This is a genomic window from Vibrio sinensis (assembly GCF_003605645.1).
Lineage (GTDB): Bacteria > Pseudomonadota > Gammaproteobacteria > Enterobacterales > Vibrionaceae > Vibrio > Vibrio sinensis.
Window position 1 is genome coordinate 1 of record NZ_QVMU01000036.1, and the last position, 16819, is coordinate 16819.

The window sequence follows — 16819 nt, forward strand, 5'->3', positions numbered from 1 at the left end:
AAGAGTTGAGGGACAATGGCAAACGGCTAATACTTCCTAAAAAGAGAAAAAGAAAGCCTTACCCCAGAGCTGTGCTAAAAAAAGCGCAAAAATACCCCTCACGCTCTAGAGATAAAAATGCCACTCGCTCTTAAGCGAGTGGCATTACATCCTAGGATGCCATTTTTTATTACCAGAATGCGGCTAACAAGCCGACAGTTATCGCCATTCCGACATAATTATTGTTAAGAAAAGCTTGAAAGCATAACTGTCTATCTCGGTGACGAATCAAATGTTGCTGGAAAACAAATAGAGCACTCACCACCAGCAAGCTCCAGTAAAAGCTCGCACCTAGCGAATACCACATCCCTAAATTTAACAGCAATAAGATCGTACTAAGCTGTAAGACACCAATGATCATTTTGTCGAATCGACCAAATAAAATCGCTGTCGATTTGATGCCAATCTTCAAATCATCATCACGGTCAACCATCGCGTATTGAGTGTCGTAGGCAATGGTCCACAGCGCATTGATCACAAATAAATACCAAACCATTCCTGGCAACTCATTAGCCTGCGCAGCCCAAGCCATCGGAATCGCCCAGCTAAAGGCTAACCCTAAAAAAAGTTGAGGCAAGTGAGTGAAACGCTTCATAAATGGGTAGATGAATGCTAATACTAGCCCACCAAAAGAGAGCATGACCGTCAGCTTGTTCATGGTGAGAACCAGTAAAAATGAAAGTACTGCGAGTCCACAAAATAGTACTATCGCTTCTTTACTCGATACGATACCCGATGGTAAAGGGCGGTGCTGAGTTCGCTTAACATGACCATCCACTTTTCGGTCAGCAAAGTCGTTAATCACACACCCAGCGGAACGCATCATGACGACGCCAAATATAAAAACAATCAAGACATTCAGATCAGGAATACCTTGAGCAGCAATAATTAAAGCCCATAACGTTGGCCACAATAATAATAGTGAACCAATAGGCCTATCCATTCTCATTAACTGCCAATAAGCCCTTGCTTTTGCAACGGTCATCTAAACTTTCTCCTTCGAGTAAATTGGTGCAGTCGATAAAAATAACTCTGCCACTAACATAGGTTTATGGTTCATCCACAATCGCGAACGTCGAGCCAATAGCAGCCCCTCTTCCGTTTCAATCTGTGCAACTTGCAATGCATCACGTTTAACAGCATTAGCGCTAAAGACAGTTAAACCAAGAGGGATATCTCCTTGCCGAGCAAGATCATATTGTTGTTCTTGCATCGAAGAATAAGGAATGAGAGTTCGCCCCATAACCCAAGGAACATTATCACCTTTTAAAATAACTTTGCGCAGCAAACAAGATTCTTTCGACAGAAGTGCCGCTTCTTGATGATTCAACTTGTCAGCAACAAGTAAATCGTTATGCAGTAAATCGACTGTAAGAGATTGGCAATGTGTCTCTAATAAACGTGACAAAGAGCCCTGTTCTAACAACCAGTTTTTGGCAACCTGTGTAGGAAAGCTAAACTCATTAGGCTCTTGCCAATGAGCTGCATTAAGTGCTGATAAATAAAGCGAAATTAATTGATTCATACTAGTATTCAATAACCTGCTTTATCGAAGTACAATAAAGCTTCAATCATTAGTGTTAACCACCATCTCTGCGGTTAGCGCAATTTGATTACAAATGGACGCTCTATTGTAACAAGAGTCTGACGATTCGAGTATCGAGATTAGAAGAAAGACAAAACAGAATTATGTTGAAACGTTACCTAGCCCAAATAATTGTCGCGATGTGCCTTATTTTTTCAGCAGCATCGTTTGCTCAAGAACAAACTGCGCCGAAACTCGCGTACTTCACTCTCGAGCCAGATCTCACGACCAACTTCTTTACCAAAGGGAAGCACCTTGGCTATATTCAAGTACGCGTTGATATTATGGTCTCAAATCAACAGGATCTAGCGGCGATAGAACACCATCAACCTTTAATACGCGATGCGGTGATTGAATTGCTAGGAAAACAATCTGAAGATACCATCAAATCTCTTGCTGGACGTGAAGATTTACGTAAAACATTAGTTGCTCAACTTAATTCGGTGCTTCTTCCTGAGACAGGAAAGACGATCATTGCTGACCTATTGTTTACTAAATATTTATACCAATAGCTTAAATGTCAGCCATGAATCCACAGTTCGAATGACCATAGTTATTATCTAAAAAAGACAGCCTAGGCTGTCTTTTTTTGCCACCGTGACGCATCAACAAGACCGATAGCAATTCCCGATAGCAGTCCCGCTAAATGCGCAGTATTTGCAATCGCCATATAAGGCTGCACAAATCCTAATACTAACCATACGAGCATAAAGCCAATTAGTGGCTTCGGCATAGAAAGACCAAGATGAGGAGCACGATAGCCTAGCATCCATAAATACCCAACCAATGCATATACAACACCAGATAAGCCACCAAAATTAGCACCCTCTACCCAGTATTGTCCCGCTCCCGAAATTGCCGCAGAAACGACAAATAGTTGGAGCAATTTCCCTGAGCCTAAGCGCTGTTCAATATCACCACCTAGTTGCCACCACCACAATAGATTAAAAGCAATATGCATAACTGAAAAGTGCAATACAGCATGGCTTATCCACCGCCATAACTGCCACTGCTGGCTTATGTCTGCCGGAAAGTGAAGCATCGCAAATACATCATTTGCTGCACCAAACTGTTGTAGGGTGAAAATACCAATACAAAGCACCATAATGAATAATGTAAATGGCCCAGCTTTGGCTTTGATCATCGCGAACATACTTGGTGAAGAGTACTGAAAATTATTCTTACGCGTTTCCGCCATATCCCACGATGCAGCCTGATACTTACTCGCCAACGGATTAGCCAAAAACGCTTTTAGTTCAGCTTCAACTTCAACCTGATGCTCCGCTTCCACCAGCCACAATGCAAATTGACCACTTCCCTCTGGCATCATTTGAATATCAATATGACGTGATGCCATATAATCGATAAACCCTTGGGCTGCCCTAGGGTTAGTGAGAGTGATCAATCGAATCATTAGGATCCCTTACTTAACATCAATAGGTAGGCTAGCTCGTTGCCATGCATCAAAACCGCCATCAACACTATACACCTCTTCAAAACCTTGGTTTATCAGATATTGAGCCGCACCTTGACTACTTATACCGTGATAACACATCACTAGCACAGGCTGCTCAAATTCATGTTCATCCATAAAACTTACCATGGTGTCATTGGTAAGATGATGTGCGCCTTGAGCATGACCCAATGCAAAAGACTGGGGATCACGAATATCAACAATTCGAGCTTCTCCTTGCTCTAAAAGGCTTTGTGCCGCCAAAACATCAATATGCTGAAATTGTTCCATTTTCACTCTCATTAATCAGGTTCAAGTTTGTTGGTATTGTAACCTATCCAACGCTCAACAAATACACGATGGCAAGGATACCATCCACAAGCGTTCACTTATCAACCAACTGTGGATAAACTTGTGGATTACGTTGATAAAGTGTCATTTCATTTTAAGATCTACTACATGTAGTAATGATCCTTATTTTTTTGTGTGTAAATGAAAAAATATCCCCAATGACAAATAACCTCAGAGCCTTTGATTTACACTATTTCCTGACAGCTAACCAAGAAAATTTTCACAGAGTTACCCACAGGGGTAACGTCATGAAACATAGTCTTTTCGATCACCAATAAAAAAGCCGAGATCATTTGATCTCGGCTTTTTCAAAAGTATAGATATTTAGCTAGACTACATTTCGCCAACGGCTAGTTTTAGCTTTTTCATTGCGTTCTTTTCTAGCTGACGAATACGCTCTGCTGATACGCCATAGTTTTCAGCCAACTCTTGTAATGTCGACTTCTCATCATTCAACCAACGTGAACGTACAATATGCTGGCTACGCTCATCTAAACTGGATAACGCAAGACTCAAACGATTATTTGTGTGAGCTTCCCAGTTCGCCGCTTCAATATTATCAGCAACATCTGAAGCCTTATCTTCAAGATAAAGTACAGGCGCAGAATAAGAAGAGCTAGAATCGTCGTCATCTGATGACATTTCAAAAGTTGCATCTTGTGCCGCAAGTCGGGATTCCATCTCTCTAACTTCTGATGGTTCCACACCTAACTCTCTAGCAACCGTCTCAATCTCACCATTATTAAACCAACCCAAACGTTTTTTTGACTTACGTAGGTTAAAGAATAATTTACGTTGAGCTTTCGTCGTCGCTACTTTAACGATGCGCCAATTGCGTAATACATATTCATGAATTTCAGCTTTAATCCAGTGGACAGCAAAAGAAACCAATCGAACACCGACTTCAGGGTTAAATCGCTTAACCGCTTTCATCAAACCGATATTACCTTCCTGAACTAAGTCAGCCATCGGTAATCCATAACCAGAGTAACCGCGAGCAACATGCACGACAAAACGTAGATGCGAAAGGATTAAACCTTTTGCTGCATCTATTTCACCGTCGTAATGCAGTCTTTCTGCAAGTGCACGTTCTTCGTCAACGGTCAGCATTGGGTAGCTGTTCGCTGAGCGGATATAGCTATCTAAGCTATCTTGTGTCACTACCGCCATCGGGTACGCTTGGTTAGTCATTCAATTCCTCATCAGTCTCTGATCTGGAGTAAATTTAAGCCATCAATCTTGAACCCTAAATGAACAGGTTTCAAGCAAGGGAAGTTATTATCCATAAACGCAACGTCGATACAAGATCAAAAAATAGCCGTCCAGGATCATAAAGTATACGGTTGCGTATACTTTTTGCAATAGTGTGAGTGTTTAGTGTTTAAACTGGCTCTATCTCTTTTAGGTGTCGACGAGCTGAGAATCTCGCTGCAATACAACCCAAGAAAGCGCCAACCATTAACAATAGAAGTGATTCATCCCAACTCATACCAATTAAGCTGAAGCGGCTATCATACAGAAGAGCTAATTGCTCAACACTGCGGTTCAAAGAAACTGTGATAACCGTTGTAAGAATCCATGCTGTAATCGCCCCGAGTAGGCCAAACCACATTCCAGAATAAAGATAAGGACGTAAAATATAGCTATCCGTTGCGCCAATTAACTTCATCGTTTGAATTTCATGTTTATTAGCTAAGACATTAAAACGCAATGTATTGCCGACAATCAGAAAAACGGAACCAAGCATCAGGATAGATAAGCTGACTACAATACCAAGGACTAACGTTTTTATCGCATCTAAACGCGTTAACCAATCTTCGTCCATACGTACATCAGTAATTGCATCTTCAGATCGTAACTCTCGTGCCAAAGCTTGGATCTCTTCTTTGCTGTCTGAACTCGGGGTAATCACTAACACACCAGGTAGTGCGTAATCATCAAGCAGTGAAATCGCTTGGTCAAAGCCGGAGTACTGACTTAAATCCGCCAGACCTTGTTGCGGTGAGATGTATTGTACTTTTTCAACTTGAGGCATACTTTCAAGTTGATCTTTAAGTACCATGACACGAGCCTCTGGTATCTGTTCTTTCAAGTAACCACTAACTTGCGATGGAGTGACAACATTCTCCGAAACAACCGCGATATTTTTTCCTAAAAGATAGAGAGAAGCTGGCATTGTGAGTGCCATTGAGATAACCGCAAGTGTCAAAAGGTTACCAAGAGGACGTTGCCATAGCGCTGCAAGCGATGCTTTGGCCTCTTTATAATGAACAGTGAAGTAACTATCTTTTGTCACACGATTTTGCGCACGTGCCGATGACGGTTTTTTATTTCGGTTAGCGACCATAATCTCCAACCTCACTTAAAAAGCCATGATTAAGTTCAAAATGACGATATTGAGGACGAGTATTCACTAAATTAATATCGTGTGTCGCCAATAAAATAGTGACACCAGCACGATTAAATTCTTCTAACAGCTTTAATACTCGATTGGATAGCTCAGAGTCTAAATTCCCCGTGGGTTCATCCGCAACCAACAATGTCGGTCTGTTTACGACCGCACGCGCAATCCCAACTCGCTGCTGCTCACCACCAGATAACTGGCTTGGCAGACAACGAGCTTTATCCAGTAAACCTGTTTTATCTAAAGCAGCGGATACTCGACGCTTAATCTCGTTTTCAGAAATTGATTCGATACGCATAGGTAACGCGACATTATCGTAGACAGAACGATCCATTAATAACCGATGATCTTGAAACACGATCCCAATATTGCGGCGCAAGAAAGGGATGTCTTTATTTGGAATTCGAGTAATGTCGTGACCATTAAAACTCACTTTTCCATCAGTTGGTCGCTCAATCGCACAAATCAATTTAAGCAATGTGCTTTTGCCGGCACCAGAGTGCCCACCAAGAAACGCCATCTCACCACGTCGAAGATGAAAATCAACTTTCTGTAATGCTTGTCGTCCGCCTCGGTAAGCTTTACTCACCTGCTGAAACTTTATCACCCGAAATTCCTCTACTTAAGCGCTAATCAATCTTCTCTACTAAACAATGCATCGATAAACTCTTGAGTTGCAAAAGGACGTAAATCATCAATCCCCTCGCCGACACCAATATAACGAATTGGGATTTGGAACTGATCCGCTAGAGCAAAGATCACTCCACCTTTGGCAGTACCATCTAACTTTGTCAAAGTAATACCCGTTAATGGTGCAACATCAGTAAAGAGTTTTGCCTGACTGATCGCATTTTGCCCAGTACCTGCATCTAGAGTCAGCATGATTTCATGTGGTGCTGAACCATCAATTTTCTGCATCACACGAACTATTTTACGAAGTTCTTCCATTAAGTTAGCTTTGTTTTGCAAACGACCTGCGGTATCTGCAATAACAACATCAACACCACGTGCTTTTGCCGCTTCGATTGCATCGTAAATAACCGAAGCACTGTCAGCACCTGTATGTTGAGCAATAACAGGAACATTGTTACGTTCACCCCAAACTTGAAGCTGTTCAACAGCTGCTGCGCGGAACGTATCACCCGCGGCTAGCATCACTTTCTTACCTTCCGCTTGGAACTGCTTAGCTAACTTACCAATGGTCGTTGTCTTGCCCACACCATTAACACCAACCATTAAAATGACATAAGGTGTTTTGCTGCTGTCGATCACCAAAGGTTTCTCAACATTAGCCAAAATAGAGGCCATCTCTTCTTTTAATAACCCATATAACGCTTCACCATCTTTTAACTGTTGGCGTGTCGATTTATCAGTCAGGTTATTAATAATCTTTGTTGTGGTATCCATACCGACATCAGCAATCAATAGTTGCTCTTCAAGCTCTTCAAATAAATCATCATCAATTTTCTTTCCTTTGAATAAACCAAAGAAACCAGCACCGATATTAGCTTTAGTTCGAGCAAGGCTACGCTTTAGACGTGCAAAAAAACTCTCTGTCGGCTTTTCTTGCTCTTGAACACGAGCAACCGTTTCTGCTTCTGCTTCTGCTTCTGCTTCTGCTTCTGCTTCTGCTTCTGCTTCTGCTTCTGCTTCTGCTTCTGCTTCTGCTAGTTTAGTGTCGAGTTCTTGATCAGTCTCAGCAACAACTTGTTTATCCGCATCGGCATCATTTTCGGTAGGCGTTTGTTCTTTTTGTTCTGTTGTTTGTGGTGCTTGGTCTTCATCACCAAAACCCAACCAAGAAAGTAATCCGCGCTTCTTTTTTTCTGTCATCTCGGGCTATCCTAGATTGTCTTAATTTAACTCTAACTCTTTCTCTTGAATGTTTTACATCAACAAGAAAATAAAATGACAACAGAGTGAAAAATTTCCCCGCTTAACGGCGATAGGTTACACTTTGTCGTCAATGAAATTCGGCTGTAGTCAGGGCTCTCCCTGAGCGACTGGGTATAGTATCACTTAATTAGCGGTCAAAAAATCAATGGTAAGACGTAGCCAGCAAAACACATCACAAAAAAAGCCTTCTACCGGCTTTGTTCGCATTATCAGCGGCCTATGGAAAGGTCGAAAACTCCCTGTGCATGATGCGGAAGGGTTACGTCCTACGACGGATAGAGTAAAAGAGACCTTATTTAACTGGTTGGCCCATGATGTGCCAAAAGCAAAATGTCTCGACTTATTTGCAGGTTCTGGCGGGTTGGGCTTTGAAGCTGCATCGCGTCAGGCGGAAATGGTGACATTAATCGAATTGAATCAAAACGCGTTTAGACAACTTGAAAAAAATATCACCGCTTTAAATGCGACAAACCTTCAAGCCAAAAATACGGACGCGATAAGCTTCTTAAAACAACCAGGCACACCACATCATGTCGTGTTTATTGATCCTCCTTTTCGTAAAGGATTGTTGAATGAGGTTGTTGAACTACTAGAAACAAATCATTGGTTAGCTGACGATGCCATGATTTACATTGAAAGTGAAAAAGAACTCGCTTTAGATAATATTCCGGCTCACTGGAATTTACATCGGGAAAAAACAGCCGGACAAGTATGCTATCGACTGTTTGAACGACAAGCAGAACAATAAGGACATTAGATGAAAGTACTCATTTTATTAGCAAAAGCTGCGATTGCTTTTGTTTGGTTTATTTTAATCTTAAACTTTTTTATGCCATTTCCAGGAAAAGCAGCGATTGCCCTGTATATCATGACCGCTTTCTTGTTCATGATGCATGGGTTACAGATGGCCATCTTTATTGGTGCATTTGGCGATAAAGTTAAAATGAGCAGTTGGGAAAAGTGGTCCATACTCATTTTTGGTATTTTCGCCTTGCTCGACATCCGCCGGAAGCACATGATGTAAATACCGTTCTCAAAACACAAAAATGCCGCTCACTGAGCGGCATTTTTTATCAACTCATATTCACAGATTTTAGTGACTCATATAGCTCTTTACACCATCTAAGAACATTTGCGTCGAAATCATAACCAGCAATAATCCCATCAACCGCTCAATCGCTTTTAAGCCTCTTTCACCTAAAATTTTAAAGAAGAAGCCATTAAACATCAGAATAAAAAATGTCGCTCCCCATGCCAATAAAACGGCAATAGAGAGATCGAACAATTGGTCTGAATATTGAGTAGAAAGTAACAATAATGCAGCAAGCACTGACGGACCGGCAATCATTGGGATCGCCATAGGAACAATAAATGGTTCTTCCCCTGCTCCTAAACCTGTAATACTACCTGCACTGGGGAAAATCAGTTTTATTGCGATAATAAACAGAATGATACCGCCAGAAATGCTCAACGTTTCAGGCTGCACATGTAAAAAGCCCATAATGCTTTTACCCGCAAACAAAAATAGCATGAGAATCGCAAGTGCAAACAAGAGCTCACGAATCAATACCTTACGGCGACGCTTAGGATCTAAATGTTTTAAAATAGATAAGACGATAGGCAGATTGCCTAATGGATCCATAATAAGGAACAGCATGGTTGCTGCAGAAAGGATATCCATAGTCTGGTGCCTCTAAAAAGTCGCGTAGTATATACAAAACTTAGTCGAGCTTCAGAGCTATGTTAAAAATAAAAAAAAGACCACTGAATACCAGTGATCTTTTCTCTGATTTGTTTTCTTAACTCAAGCTTGATAACCGCATACTTTTAGTGGTTACACACTCTTTCCGCATTGATATGCCATTTTCCATCTTGTTCGATGATTTTTTTTCGCTGAACAAAGAAAGCGAACAAGGCATCAAAGTCAAAGCCATCAAGCTTACAAGTTCTAAAACGCGCAGCCTCACCAAATTCTTCAACAACTGTGTTTCTCAGCTCTTGCTCAGACAGTGCTTGTTCGCGTAGTAGGTTTAAAACATTATGAGCATGAATTTCTGTTGTCATGGGAATTCCTCTGCATTAACTGAACGCAAAGAATAATCCATCTTCAACATCCTGCTATGACCTCAAACAAGCAATGACGCGACGATAAGCATATGGGCGAGTAAGTAACTGCCCGTAACGATATAACGGCCTAATCTCAACGGATGTCGGTAATCATGAATAGCGAGCATCCCAGCAGATAGCATCATAACTAATGCTCCTATAAAACCCAGTAAGCTTGCCAATGACTGTTGAGCTAACCACACTTCACCTGCTGACCAACTCAACCACATCAGAACAATTCCCATGCTCACTACAGGAAAAAGAAGTCTATCTATTTTCGGTAACAGAAGAAAAAACGTAATAATACAGACAGCCAATAGCAAGGCTGGCAACCACCAGACAATCTCTCCACTCAATCTCACCCAAAACGATGCGCCATAACAAATTTGGGCTGTAATAAACCCAGCAAACGCATACTTTGCATATTTTTTAAAGATATAAAGACTATCAGCAAGCATCGACACTAATAAGCCAATTGATACCCACCAAGCAGAAACACCAACTAATGCCTCTTGTGTCCAAATGATGACAATTAACAGCAGTAAAGAAAATGATGAAAAAATAGCTGCTTGTTTTTTATAATCATGTTCATTTGCAGAAATACTAATAAAACCGGCTAAAACCACACAAAGCCAACTCCACATGACTACCTCTCTTTGTTGAGTGACACGCCAGTGTATGTCTACGACCTAAGAAGTCCAGATAGACGCAATAAAAATTGGATCTCAACAGTTGTTCCAATTCTATCCTCTCTCTCTTTCAACTTGTGATGACTAAGTTCTAATTAGCACGCAACTACGATTTAAAGCAAAAACTAACAAACAACCAAGCCCTAAGCAGTAAAAACAAAACAATCCAAAACCCACCACTAACAAAAACAGCAGGACGCACAAAAATAACATTAAAAAACAATCGGTTATATAGAAATTTGATATTACCAACAAAACACACTATGGAAATATAATCGTAATCATAAAAAAATAGAGGCAAAATAAAGAAAATCCAAACAGCAAACTGATAACCATTATCAACAATCATTCTTTAGCAATGAGAAAAAGCCAATAAGGAGGTAATTTTTAACATTCACAAACCCAAGCCCTAAAAATACAACAAAGCATAAAAGAACAAACAAGAAACAATTGAAAGTCACAATAAATCAAAAGGTTATCTGCGATTTTTTACAAAACATGACCAATCGCACATTTATTCCCCACCCAAAACAACGCCTCTAAACAAGCTTTAAGCTCACTTTTATCGATGGAAAAGATAGTATTTTATCGAATAATGAGAGTCACAGTTGATCAAAGCACAAAAAGTCTGCTATTCTAATAAACATAACGTAATTAAAGAATTTTTAGGAGCAGTGTTATGATTACATCTTCGCAAAAACAAGGACTTGTAATGATCGCGGTAGTTGTTGGCCTTATGACGCTGCCAATGATGTACTGATTATTAGATTAATAAAAAAAAGGACGCGATTGCGTCCTTTTTTTTATTAATGCTTAATTTTACAACGAACCTAGCTCACTTTTACGCCATTCACTGTATTTACTCAAAAGCGCTCTCTTTATCAGTTTCACTGACTTCAGAACCATATCCTTATAAATGCTCCGTAAGTACATCCCAATGCGCGTAATAGAAAAATAATGCCCCTAATGTTATCAAGAGCATAAGGGTTATAGCGACTCGCCAGATAAAACGACCACTGCGTGGTGTTAGTTCTTTTTCGCACGTATCGCACACACTTAAAAAATCACGTCGATTCTCTAGCTTATAGTCATGCTCATGTACGATTTTATTTCTTATCGTGGCGATATAACGTAACTTTGCTACCACATCATGAGGTAACCTTTCTTCACAACTAGTAATCAGTTGATGGAGTCCCTTTCCATCCGCATGATATTGCTTGCGAAGTAAATGCTCTATTCTTCGGGTTCGTGTAATCACTCTGTCGATATCAGACATGACCGTTCTCCTTCAAGTCACTCAACGTGCCACTTCTCCTTTATATATCCCTATTTAATCATAAGGTTGCAAGAAAAATTATGTCAATTTGCCAACACCCGCTAGTCAGAGCCAACAAACATTGAGATACAGGGTGTGATTTAGACCGAATATTCTTTAGTCCGTTGCTTATTTTTCACGGAACCACTCTATCTGGACAGCATAGCCTATAAAAAGCCGCTAGAATGCTAGCTAAGTTCCAGGGGGGAAGAACTGATGCCTATTTCATTATTTTTCACTATAGCTGTACTGGCCATCGTTGGTGGTGGGTGTTTTATCCATCTCTATCGTAAGCACGTTCAAGGTGAAAATGCTCCTGAACAATCAGTCATAGTCACAATTCTCGATAAACAATCAATTCCTTTAGAGAATGTCCCAATCGGACATGATGACCAAGAATATTGGATTTATGTACAAAAAGGAAAAATAGGCCCAAAACGAGAATTTCAAGTCGGTGTACATTACTTCCATGCACTTAACCCTGGCGATAAGGGAACATTAACTTATCAGGGCAACCAATTTATGCACTTTTCTCTTCACCGTTAAGAGCTGAGTAATAAAAACCCTAAGGCAAAAGCCAACGCGTCTTCGCGGATCGTGCCAATAACCAACTGGTCGCGAGTGCGCCAGTCCCACTTAATAAGACCCAGCATGGAATCACCCACAATGGGTTACCTTGATACCATTCAAACTGTTTCATCGGCCACAAGAAAATAGGATGAAGAATGTAGATGCCTAGACTATGTTTGCTGATGAGTCCTACCACACTTTGCGCCTTATCTGAAAGATGACCAGCCAAATAGCGACAGACCACAAACACCATACTGGCAGCTAACACAACATTAAGTGTTTTATATGACAGCCAACGTCCAACGGTATATTTATCAGCTGCTAAGCTTAAATCGACAACCATAACGACAGTAAAAACGAGCGCGATACCACCCAAGTAAATCGCTCGTACCAAGTTCAAACGGGTATTGGGTACCATTTTATATAACCAATATCCCAACGGTAGGTAACCACTGTAGAGCCAAAGTTGATTACTCCAAATACCATCAATCCCCAGAAGGTAGAGAAATGTTGTGGCTAACCATATCGATATAAATCCTAAAATCACACTCTCATCATAATGACGGATCAACCATTGAAACAAAGGAATAACAAAATAGAGAGGGATGAAATAGTAAAAAAAGCCTAAATGATAATAGGTGGCATGGTGATAACTATCACTAAGAACCTGCTTAACCGTATTGATATCGAAACCATGAAGGCTCCAACCTGAAAGGTACGCATAAAAGAGCGACCAGACTAAAAATGGCACAAGCACTTTGCCTAAACGCCGCTTTACATAATAGTGAAAGTCAAAAGGACGAGTATCACTAAGCATCAAAGCTCCAGTGATAAGAATAAAGACCGGCACAGCCCAACGAGATATCCCATTGACCGTCACCGCAGTTAACCATTCGCCGAAAGGAATATCACCAAGCAATTGACGATACGGCGCTAAAACATGAATGGCAATCACTGCTATCGCTGCCACACACCTCATTAAATCAAAGTACTGAACTCTCTCTCGCATAATTTTGCTTCATCAAACAATGGTTGCGATGAATATAGCAATAAAAAAGCTGACTCGTTGTAGATACGAGTCAGCTTTAAGTAATAAATCAGTTCAATTATGCAGCAGCAGCGACTGTCGATTTAGGTAACTTAAGTGAAATTACCGTCGTAATGGCAAGAAATGCAAATGAAACCCATAGACATGCGGCAAAACCAGCCACTTGAAATACCCACCCAGAGAGTATGGTTCCAATTAAACGTCCCATTGCGTTTGCCATGTAATAAAAGCCAACATCTAATGAAACACCATCACCTTTTGCGTAACTCACTATCAAATACGAATGTAATGAAGAGTTAATGGCAAATATGGCACCAAAAACCATCAAGCCGACTACAATCACAAGCTGGGGTTGCCATCCCATTTGCACACAGTAAGCAATAGCTCCTGTTACGATAGCAAGCACAGCAACCCAAATAAAAGCAGCACGACCATCTGGAACGTTTCCTTGAGCTTTACCGGTAATCTTAGGAGCGAATCCTTGAACAAAGCCATAAGCAATGACCCAGGTAGCTAAGAAGCCACCTACCCATAAATGTTCCCAACCAAAAACGCTACCTAGATAAATAGGCAAGGCTACGACAAACCACACATCACGAGCACCAAATAAAAACATTCTTGCCGCAGAAAGTACGTTTATAGAACTCGACTTTGAAAATAATTGTTTGAATTTTGGCTTGCTCTTGGCTTTACCCATGTCACTTTCTAAACCAATAAGGCTACCAATTAATACCACAAACAGAATGCTTGCCATTAATAGCACAGCGGCTTTGAAACCAATCAAAGACAACAGTAAGCCACCAAGAAAGAATCCTGCGCCTTTCAATGCATTTTTTGACCCTGTTAGCATTGCGACCCATTTATACAGTGCTCCTTGCTGGTCACTTGGAACCAATGCCTTAATTGAGCTCTTAGCACTCATCTTGTTTAAGTCTTTTGCAATTCCAGACATGGCTTGAGCGAACATGACCCAAGGAATGGTTAACCATGCCGATGGTACTGCAAGCATGCTCAAAGCAACCACCTGCAGCGCAAGTCCCAAGTTCATGGTTTTATTTAAACCAATACGAGCGCCTAGCCACCCTCCAACTAGGTTCGTCACCACACCAAAAAATTCGTAAAAAAGGAATAAGGAAGCGATGTCTAGAGTGCTATAGCCTAAATCATGAAAATAGAGCACCACCAGCATCCGAAGTGCGCCATCTGTAACCGTAAAGTTCCAATAGTTAAATGTCACCAGCATATACTGACGAACATTTTTACTCAGTTTGGAGAACATAATTCACCTACTTGTCTTCATCTGTACAGCAAGAAAAGCTTTTGGACACCTATGATCCAAATGCTTTAGGTTACCTATGATCCAAAAGCTATTTATGCTGATTGTTAAGCGAAACGATGAATGTAATCTACTTGCACAGATTTAGTAAAAGCACCGGGGCGCAAGGCTTTGACTTGCTCAATGATATGAGAAATATCCCATTGACGCTCAAGCAATAGATGAGCAGCAAGAATGCCGGTTCGACCAGATCCCCCCATACAATGCATTGCGACTTTCTCTCCACGGTCGATTTTTTCATGCAGGGCCGGACTAGCACTATTCCATTGAGAGATAAATTGCTCATCGGGAGCGCAGTCATCTTCAATAACTAGATGGAACCAATCCATTCCTAATGCCTGAGTTTGCTCTCCGAGCTCTTCCACTCCTTTCTCTGCCATTTCATGAGCTGAAATAGCTGTCACGATCGCAGTAACGCCCTGCTGTTTTAATTGAGCCAGTGATTCAGCAAGTGGTATATTTTGTGTTCCCGGACACGGCGTTAAAATTAAAGCGCCAGAATCTACGTTAAGTTGCCAAGTAGGATGCGTCATCTTATTTTCTCCTATGCCAATCCGACGGTACGGACAAGTTCAGCGGTGCGTGTTGCGTAGCCCATTTCATTATCGTACCAAGCATAAATTTTGACCATTCTTGAACCTACAACCATAGTTGATAGTGCATCGACAATGGTAGAGCGCTGATCACCTTTGTAATCAATCGAGACAAGTGGACGCTCTTCAAAGCCCAGAATGCCTTTCAGTTCACCCTCTGACGCTTCTTTTAATAGCGCATTTACTTCTTCTACAGTGGTATCACGCTTCACATCAAAAATGATGTCGGTTAACGATGCATTTGCCAGTGGAACACGAACTGCATGACCATTAATTTTACCGGCTAACTCAGGAAATATTTCTACAATAGCTGTTGCTGAGCCAGTCGAGGTTGGAATCAAACTCATGCCGCAAGCTCTTGCACGACGTAGATCTTTATGCGGAGCATCTAGAATTGTTTGAGTATTCGTTAAATCATGAATCGTCGTAAATGCAGACTGCTCGATACCTAATTTCTCATGAATTACCTTAACGACAGGTGCAATACAGTTAGTGGTACACGATGCCGCGGTAACGATGCGATGAATATCAGGATTGAAAATATTATCATTCACACCAACCACAATATTAGCGATGCCGTCTTCTTTCACTGGTGCCGAAACCACAACTCGTTTTACACCTTGAGATAAATATTTATTTAAAAATTCTGTCTTGCGGTGTACGCCTGTGGCTTCAATAACCACATCACATCCTGACCAATCAACCGCATTGATATCTTTCTCTCGTGTTGTTTTAATTCGTTGTTCGGCAATAACCATCTCATCACCTTGCACTGTGACTTCATGCTGCCAGCGTCCTTGAACTGAATCAAACTCAAGTAAATGTGCTAATGTTTTAGCGTCACCTGCAACATCATTAATCAATACAAATTCAAGTTCCGGCCAATCAAAGGCCGCACGCAATGCCAAGCGACCAATACGGCCAAATCCGTTAATACCTACTTTAATTGTCATAATCGTCTCTCTTTCTACATTTATTGGCAGCAAACAGGACGAGCCTGTATCGCATGAAGTCTTTCAATATCGTGTTGGTATTCTGTTTTTAGACAATTAGATGCCACCAAGTCATCAATCAGTTTTTTCATCCAACCCGGTAGTTGATCTGATAATCGATAAAACACCCACTGCCCTTGGCGAACATTCACAAGAATGCCACTAGAACGTAGTTGGGCAAGATGGCGAGATATCTTAGGTTGACTCTCTTGCAAGGCTTCTGTTAGCTCACCTACAGATAGGCAGGTTTCCCGCTCAATAAGCATTAGGCAACGCACTCGCGTTTCGTCAGATAGCAATTTGAAAAACTGATGGGGTAACATAAGACACATACTCATATATGGATATGCGTATATCTTTATTTGTTTTGATGTTAACGTCAAGAGCAAAAAATGAATGTCATAAAAATTTCATCTCTTGATCAAAAATGGCCTCAACGTAA

The 16819-nt window shown here is 41.0% G+C and carries 21 protein-coding genes; 4 read left to right on the forward strand and 17 right to left on the reverse strand.

What is annotated here, in order from left to right; translation table 11 throughout:
• Positions 1-169: 169 nt before the first annotated feature.
• Positions 170-1024: a 4-hydroxybenzoate octaprenyltransferase gene (ubiA, locus tag DZ860_RS21930; RefSeq protein ID WP_120035272.1), complete on the reverse strand. Its 855-nt coding sequence runs from the start codon at positions 1022-1024 to the stop codon at positions 170-172.
• The gene (locus tag DZ860_RS21935) at positions 1025-1564 is read right to left on the reverse strand and encodes a chorismate lyase (RefSeq protein WP_120035274.1); all 540 of its coding nucleotides are present in this window, start codon (positions 1562-1564) and stop codon (positions 1025-1027) included.
• A 164-nt stretch (positions 1565-1728) separates the two neighbouring features.
• On the opposite strand from DZ860_RS21935, the gene DZ860_RS21940 reads away from it, so the two are divergent.
• Positions 1729-2136, forward strand: coding sequence for a flagellar basal body-associated protein FliL (locus DZ860_RS21940; RefSeq protein WP_120035276.1), 408 nt, complete (start codon positions 1729-1731; stop codon positions 2134-2136).
• Between the two features lie 62 nt (positions 2137-2198).
• On the opposite strand, the gene glpG is transcribed toward DZ860_RS21940, so the two are convergent.
• From glpG to ftsY, 6 genes are all read right to left on the reverse strand, one after another.
• The gene (gene glpG / locus DZ860_RS21945) at positions 2199-3038 is read right to left on the reverse strand and encodes a rhomboid family intramembrane serine protease GlpG (protein WP_120035278.1); all 840 of its coding nucleotides are present in this window, start codon (positions 3036-3038) and stop codon (positions 2199-2201) included.
• 9 nt (positions 3039-3047) lie between these two features.
• Positions 3048-3368 (reverse strand): thiosulfate sulfurtransferase GlpE, encoded by a 321-nt coding sequence (glpE, locus tag DZ860_RS21950; RefSeq protein ID WP_120035280.1) that lies wholly within the window; start codon positions 3366-3368, stop codon positions 3048-3050.
• A gap of 393 nt (positions 3369-3761) precedes the next feature.
• A complete protein-coding gene (gene rpoH, locus DZ860_RS21955; RefSeq protein WP_120035282.1) occupies positions 3762-4619 on the reverse strand; it encodes an RNA polymerase sigma factor RpoH in 858 nt (285 codons plus the stop codon).
• Between the two features lie 190 nt (positions 4620-4809).
• On the reverse strand, positions 4810-5775 hold the full coding sequence (ftsX, locus tag DZ860_RS21960) for a permease-like cell division protein FtsX (protein ID WP_120035284.1): 966 nt from the start codon (positions 5773-5775) through the stop codon (positions 4810-4812).
• Positions 5765-6439 (reverse strand): cell division ATP-binding protein FtsE, encoded by a 675-nt coding sequence (gene ftsE, locus DZ860_RS21965; RefSeq protein ID WP_120035286.1) that lies wholly within the window; start codon positions 6437-6439, stop codon positions 5765-5767. The genes ftsX and ftsE overlap by 11 nt, the downstream gene beginning before the upstream one ends.
• Before the next feature lie 26 nt (positions 6440-6465).
• Complete coding sequence (ftsY, locus tag DZ860_RS21970; RefSeq protein ID WP_120035288.1) at positions 6466-7665, reverse strand: signal recognition particle-docking protein FtsY; 1200 nt, start codon at positions 7663-7665, stop codon at positions 6466-6468.
• A 208-nt stretch (positions 7666-7873) separates the two neighbouring features.
• Here ftsY and rsmD point away from each other — a divergent pair, with 208 nt between their 5' ends.
• Positions 7874-8476: a 16S rRNA (guanine(966)-N(2))-methyltransferase RsmD gene (gene rsmD / locus DZ860_RS21975; protein ID WP_120035290.1), complete on the forward strand. Its 603-nt coding sequence runs from the start codon at positions 7874-7876 to the stop codon at positions 8474-8476.
• 9 nt (positions 8477-8485) lie between these two features.
• Entirely contained in the window at positions 8486-8752 is a 267-nt protein-coding gene (locus DZ860_RS21980; RefSeq protein ID WP_120035292.1) for a DUF1145 domain-containing protein, read from the forward strand.
• Between the two features lie 69 nt (positions 8753-8821).
• Here the strand turns inward: DZ860_RS21980 and DZ860_RS21985 are convergent, their stop codons facing one another.
• The 4 genes from DZ860_RS21985 to DZ860_RS22010 form a co-directional block, all read right to left on the reverse strand.
• Positions 8822-9409, reverse strand: coding sequence for a YhgN family NAAT transporter (locus tag DZ860_RS21985; RefSeq protein WP_120035294.1), 588 nt, complete (start codon positions 9407-9409; stop codon positions 8822-8824).
• 146 nt (positions 9410-9555) lie between these two features.
• Complete coding sequence (locus tag DZ860_RS21990; protein ID WP_120035296.1) at positions 9556-9792, reverse strand: YecH family metal-binding protein; 237 nt, start codon at positions 9790-9792, stop codon at positions 9556-9558.
• 62 nt (positions 9793-9854) lie between these two features.
• Positions 9855-10478 carry a lysoplasmalogenase gene (locus DZ860_RS21995; protein ID WP_120035298.1) on the reverse strand — a complete coding sequence of 208 codons (624 nt, stop codon included), beginning with the start codon at positions 10476-10478 and terminating at the stop codon, positions 9855-9857.
• A gap of 955 nt (positions 10479-11433) precedes the next feature.
• Entirely contained in the window at positions 11434-11799 is a 366-nt protein-coding gene (locus DZ860_RS22010) for a DUF4145 domain-containing protein (protein WP_120035302.1), read from the reverse strand.
• A gap of 255 nt (positions 11800-12054) precedes the next feature.
• Here DZ860_RS22010 and DZ860_RS22015 point away from each other — a divergent pair, with 255 nt between their 5' ends.
• Positions 12055-12384: a DUF2500 domain-containing protein gene (locus DZ860_RS22015; protein ID WP_120035303.1), complete on the forward strand. Its 330-nt coding sequence runs from the start codon at positions 12055-12057 to the stop codon at positions 12382-12384.
• A 19-nt stretch (positions 12385-12403) separates the two neighbouring features.
• On the opposite strand, the gene DZ860_RS22020 is transcribed toward DZ860_RS22015, so the two are convergent.
• From DZ860_RS22020 to DZ860_RS22040, 5 genes are all read right to left on the reverse strand, one after another.
• The gene (locus DZ860_RS22020) at positions 12404-13417 is read right to left on the reverse strand and encodes an acyltransferase (RefSeq protein WP_120035305.1); all 1014 of its coding nucleotides are present in this window, start codon (positions 13415-13417) and stop codon (positions 12404-12406) included.
• 97 nt (positions 13418-13514) lie between these two features.
• Positions 13515-14735 carry an organoarsenical effux MFS transporter ArsJ gene (gene arsJ, locus DZ860_RS22025; protein WP_120035306.1) on the reverse strand — a complete coding sequence of 407 codons (1221 nt, stop codon included), beginning with the start codon at positions 14733-14735 and terminating at the stop codon, positions 13515-13517.
• A 104-nt stretch (positions 14736-14839) separates the two neighbouring features.
• Positions 14840-15325, reverse strand: a complete 486-nt coding sequence (locus DZ860_RS22030; protein WP_120035308.1) for a cyclin-dependent kinase inhibitor 3 family protein — start codon at positions 15323-15325, stop codon at positions 14840-14842.
• Between the two features lie 11 nt (positions 15326-15336).
• Entirely contained in the window at positions 15337-16338 is a 1002-nt protein-coding gene (locus DZ860_RS22035; RefSeq protein WP_120035310.1) for an ArsJ-associated glyceraldehyde-3-phosphate dehydrogenase, read from the reverse strand.
• Between the two features lie 20 nt (positions 16339-16358).
• Positions 16359-16700, reverse strand: a complete 342-nt coding sequence (locus tag DZ860_RS22040; protein WP_120035312.1) for a metalloregulator ArsR/SmtB family transcription factor — start codon at positions 16698-16700, stop codon at positions 16359-16361.
• Between the last annotated feature and the right edge of the window lie 119 nt (positions 16701-16819).

What these genes read in the sequence shown, in the direction of transcription:
- ubiA (WP_120035272.1), bottom strand. Translation starts at nt 1,024, where the DNA reads ATGACCGTTGCAAAAGCAAGGGCTTATTGGCAGTTAATGAGAATGGAT.
- DZ860_RS21935 (WP_120035274.1), bottom strand. Translation starts at nt 1,564, where the DNA reads ATGAATCAATTAATTTCGCTTTATTTATCAGCACTTAATGCAGCTCAT.
- DZ860_RS21940 (WP_120035276.1), top strand. Translation starts at nt 1,729, where the DNA reads ATGTTGAAACGTTACCTAGCCCAAATAATTGTCGCGATGTGCCTTATT.
- glpG (WP_120035278.1), bottom strand. Translation starts at nt 3,038, where the DNA reads ATGATTCGATTGATCACTCTCACTAACCCTAGGGCAGCCCAAGGGTTT.
- glpE (WP_120035280.1), bottom strand. Translation starts at nt 3,368, where the DNA reads ATGGAACAATTTCAGCATATTGATGTTTTGGCGGCACAAAGCCTTTTA.
- rpoH (WP_120035282.1), bottom strand. Translation starts at nt 4,619, where the DNA reads ATGACTAACCAAGCGTACCCGATGGCGGTAGTGACACAAGATAGCTTA.
- ftsX (WP_120035284.1), bottom strand. Translation starts at nt 5,775, where the DNA reads ATGGTCGCTAACCGAAATAAAAAACCGTCATCGGCACGTGCGCAAAAT.
- ftsY (WP_120035288.1), bottom strand. Translation starts at nt 7,665, where the DNA reads ATGACAGAAAAAAAGAAGCGCGGATTACTTTCTTGGTTGGGTTTTGGT.
- rsmD (WP_120035290.1), top strand. Translation starts at nt 7,874, where the DNA reads ATGGTAAGACGTAGCCAGCAAAACACATCACAAAAAAAGCCTTCTACC.
- DZ860_RS21980 (WP_120035292.1), top strand. Translation starts at nt 8,486, where the DNA reads ATGAAAGTACTCATTTTATTAGCAAAAGCTGCGATTGCTTTTGTTTGG.
- DZ860_RS21985 (WP_120035294.1), bottom strand. Translation starts at nt 9,409, where the DNA reads ATGGATATCCTTTCTGCAGCAACCATGCTGTTCCTTATTATGGATCCA.
- DZ860_RS21990 (WP_120035296.1), bottom strand. Translation starts at nt 9,792, where the DNA reads ATGACAACAGAAATTCATGCTCATAATGTTTTAAACCTACTACGCGAA.
- DZ860_RS21995 (WP_120035298.1), bottom strand. Translation starts at nt 10,478, where the DNA reads ATGTGGAGTTGGCTTTGTGTGGTTTTAGCCGGTTTTATTAGTATTTCT.
- DZ860_RS22010 (WP_120035302.1), bottom strand. Translation starts at nt 11,799, where the DNA reads ATGTCTGATATCGACAGAGTGATTACACGAACCCGAAGAATAGAGCAT.
- DZ860_RS22015 (WP_120035303.1), top strand. Translation starts at nt 12,055, where the DNA reads ATGCCTATTTCATTATTTTTCACTATAGCTGTACTGGCCATCGTTGGT.
- DZ860_RS22020 (WP_120035305.1), bottom strand. Translation starts at nt 13,417, where the DNA reads ATGCGAGAGAGAGTTCAGTACTTTGATTTAATGAGGTGTGTGGCAGCG.
- arsJ (WP_120035306.1), bottom strand. Translation starts at nt 14,735, where the DNA reads ATGTTCTCCAAACTGAGTAAAAATGTTCGTCAGTATATGCTGGTGACA.
- DZ860_RS22030 (WP_120035308.1), bottom strand. Translation starts at nt 15,325, where the DNA reads ATGACGCATCCTACTTGGCAACTTAACGTAGATTCTGGCGCTTTAATT.
- DZ860_RS22035 (WP_120035310.1), bottom strand. Translation starts at nt 16,338, where the DNA reads ATGACAATTAAAGTAGGTATTAACGGATTTGGCCGTATTGGTCGCTTG.
- DZ860_RS22040 (WP_120035312.1), bottom strand. Translation starts at nt 16,700, where the DNA reads ATGTTACCCCATCAGTTTTTCAAATTGCTATCTGACGAAACGCGAGTG.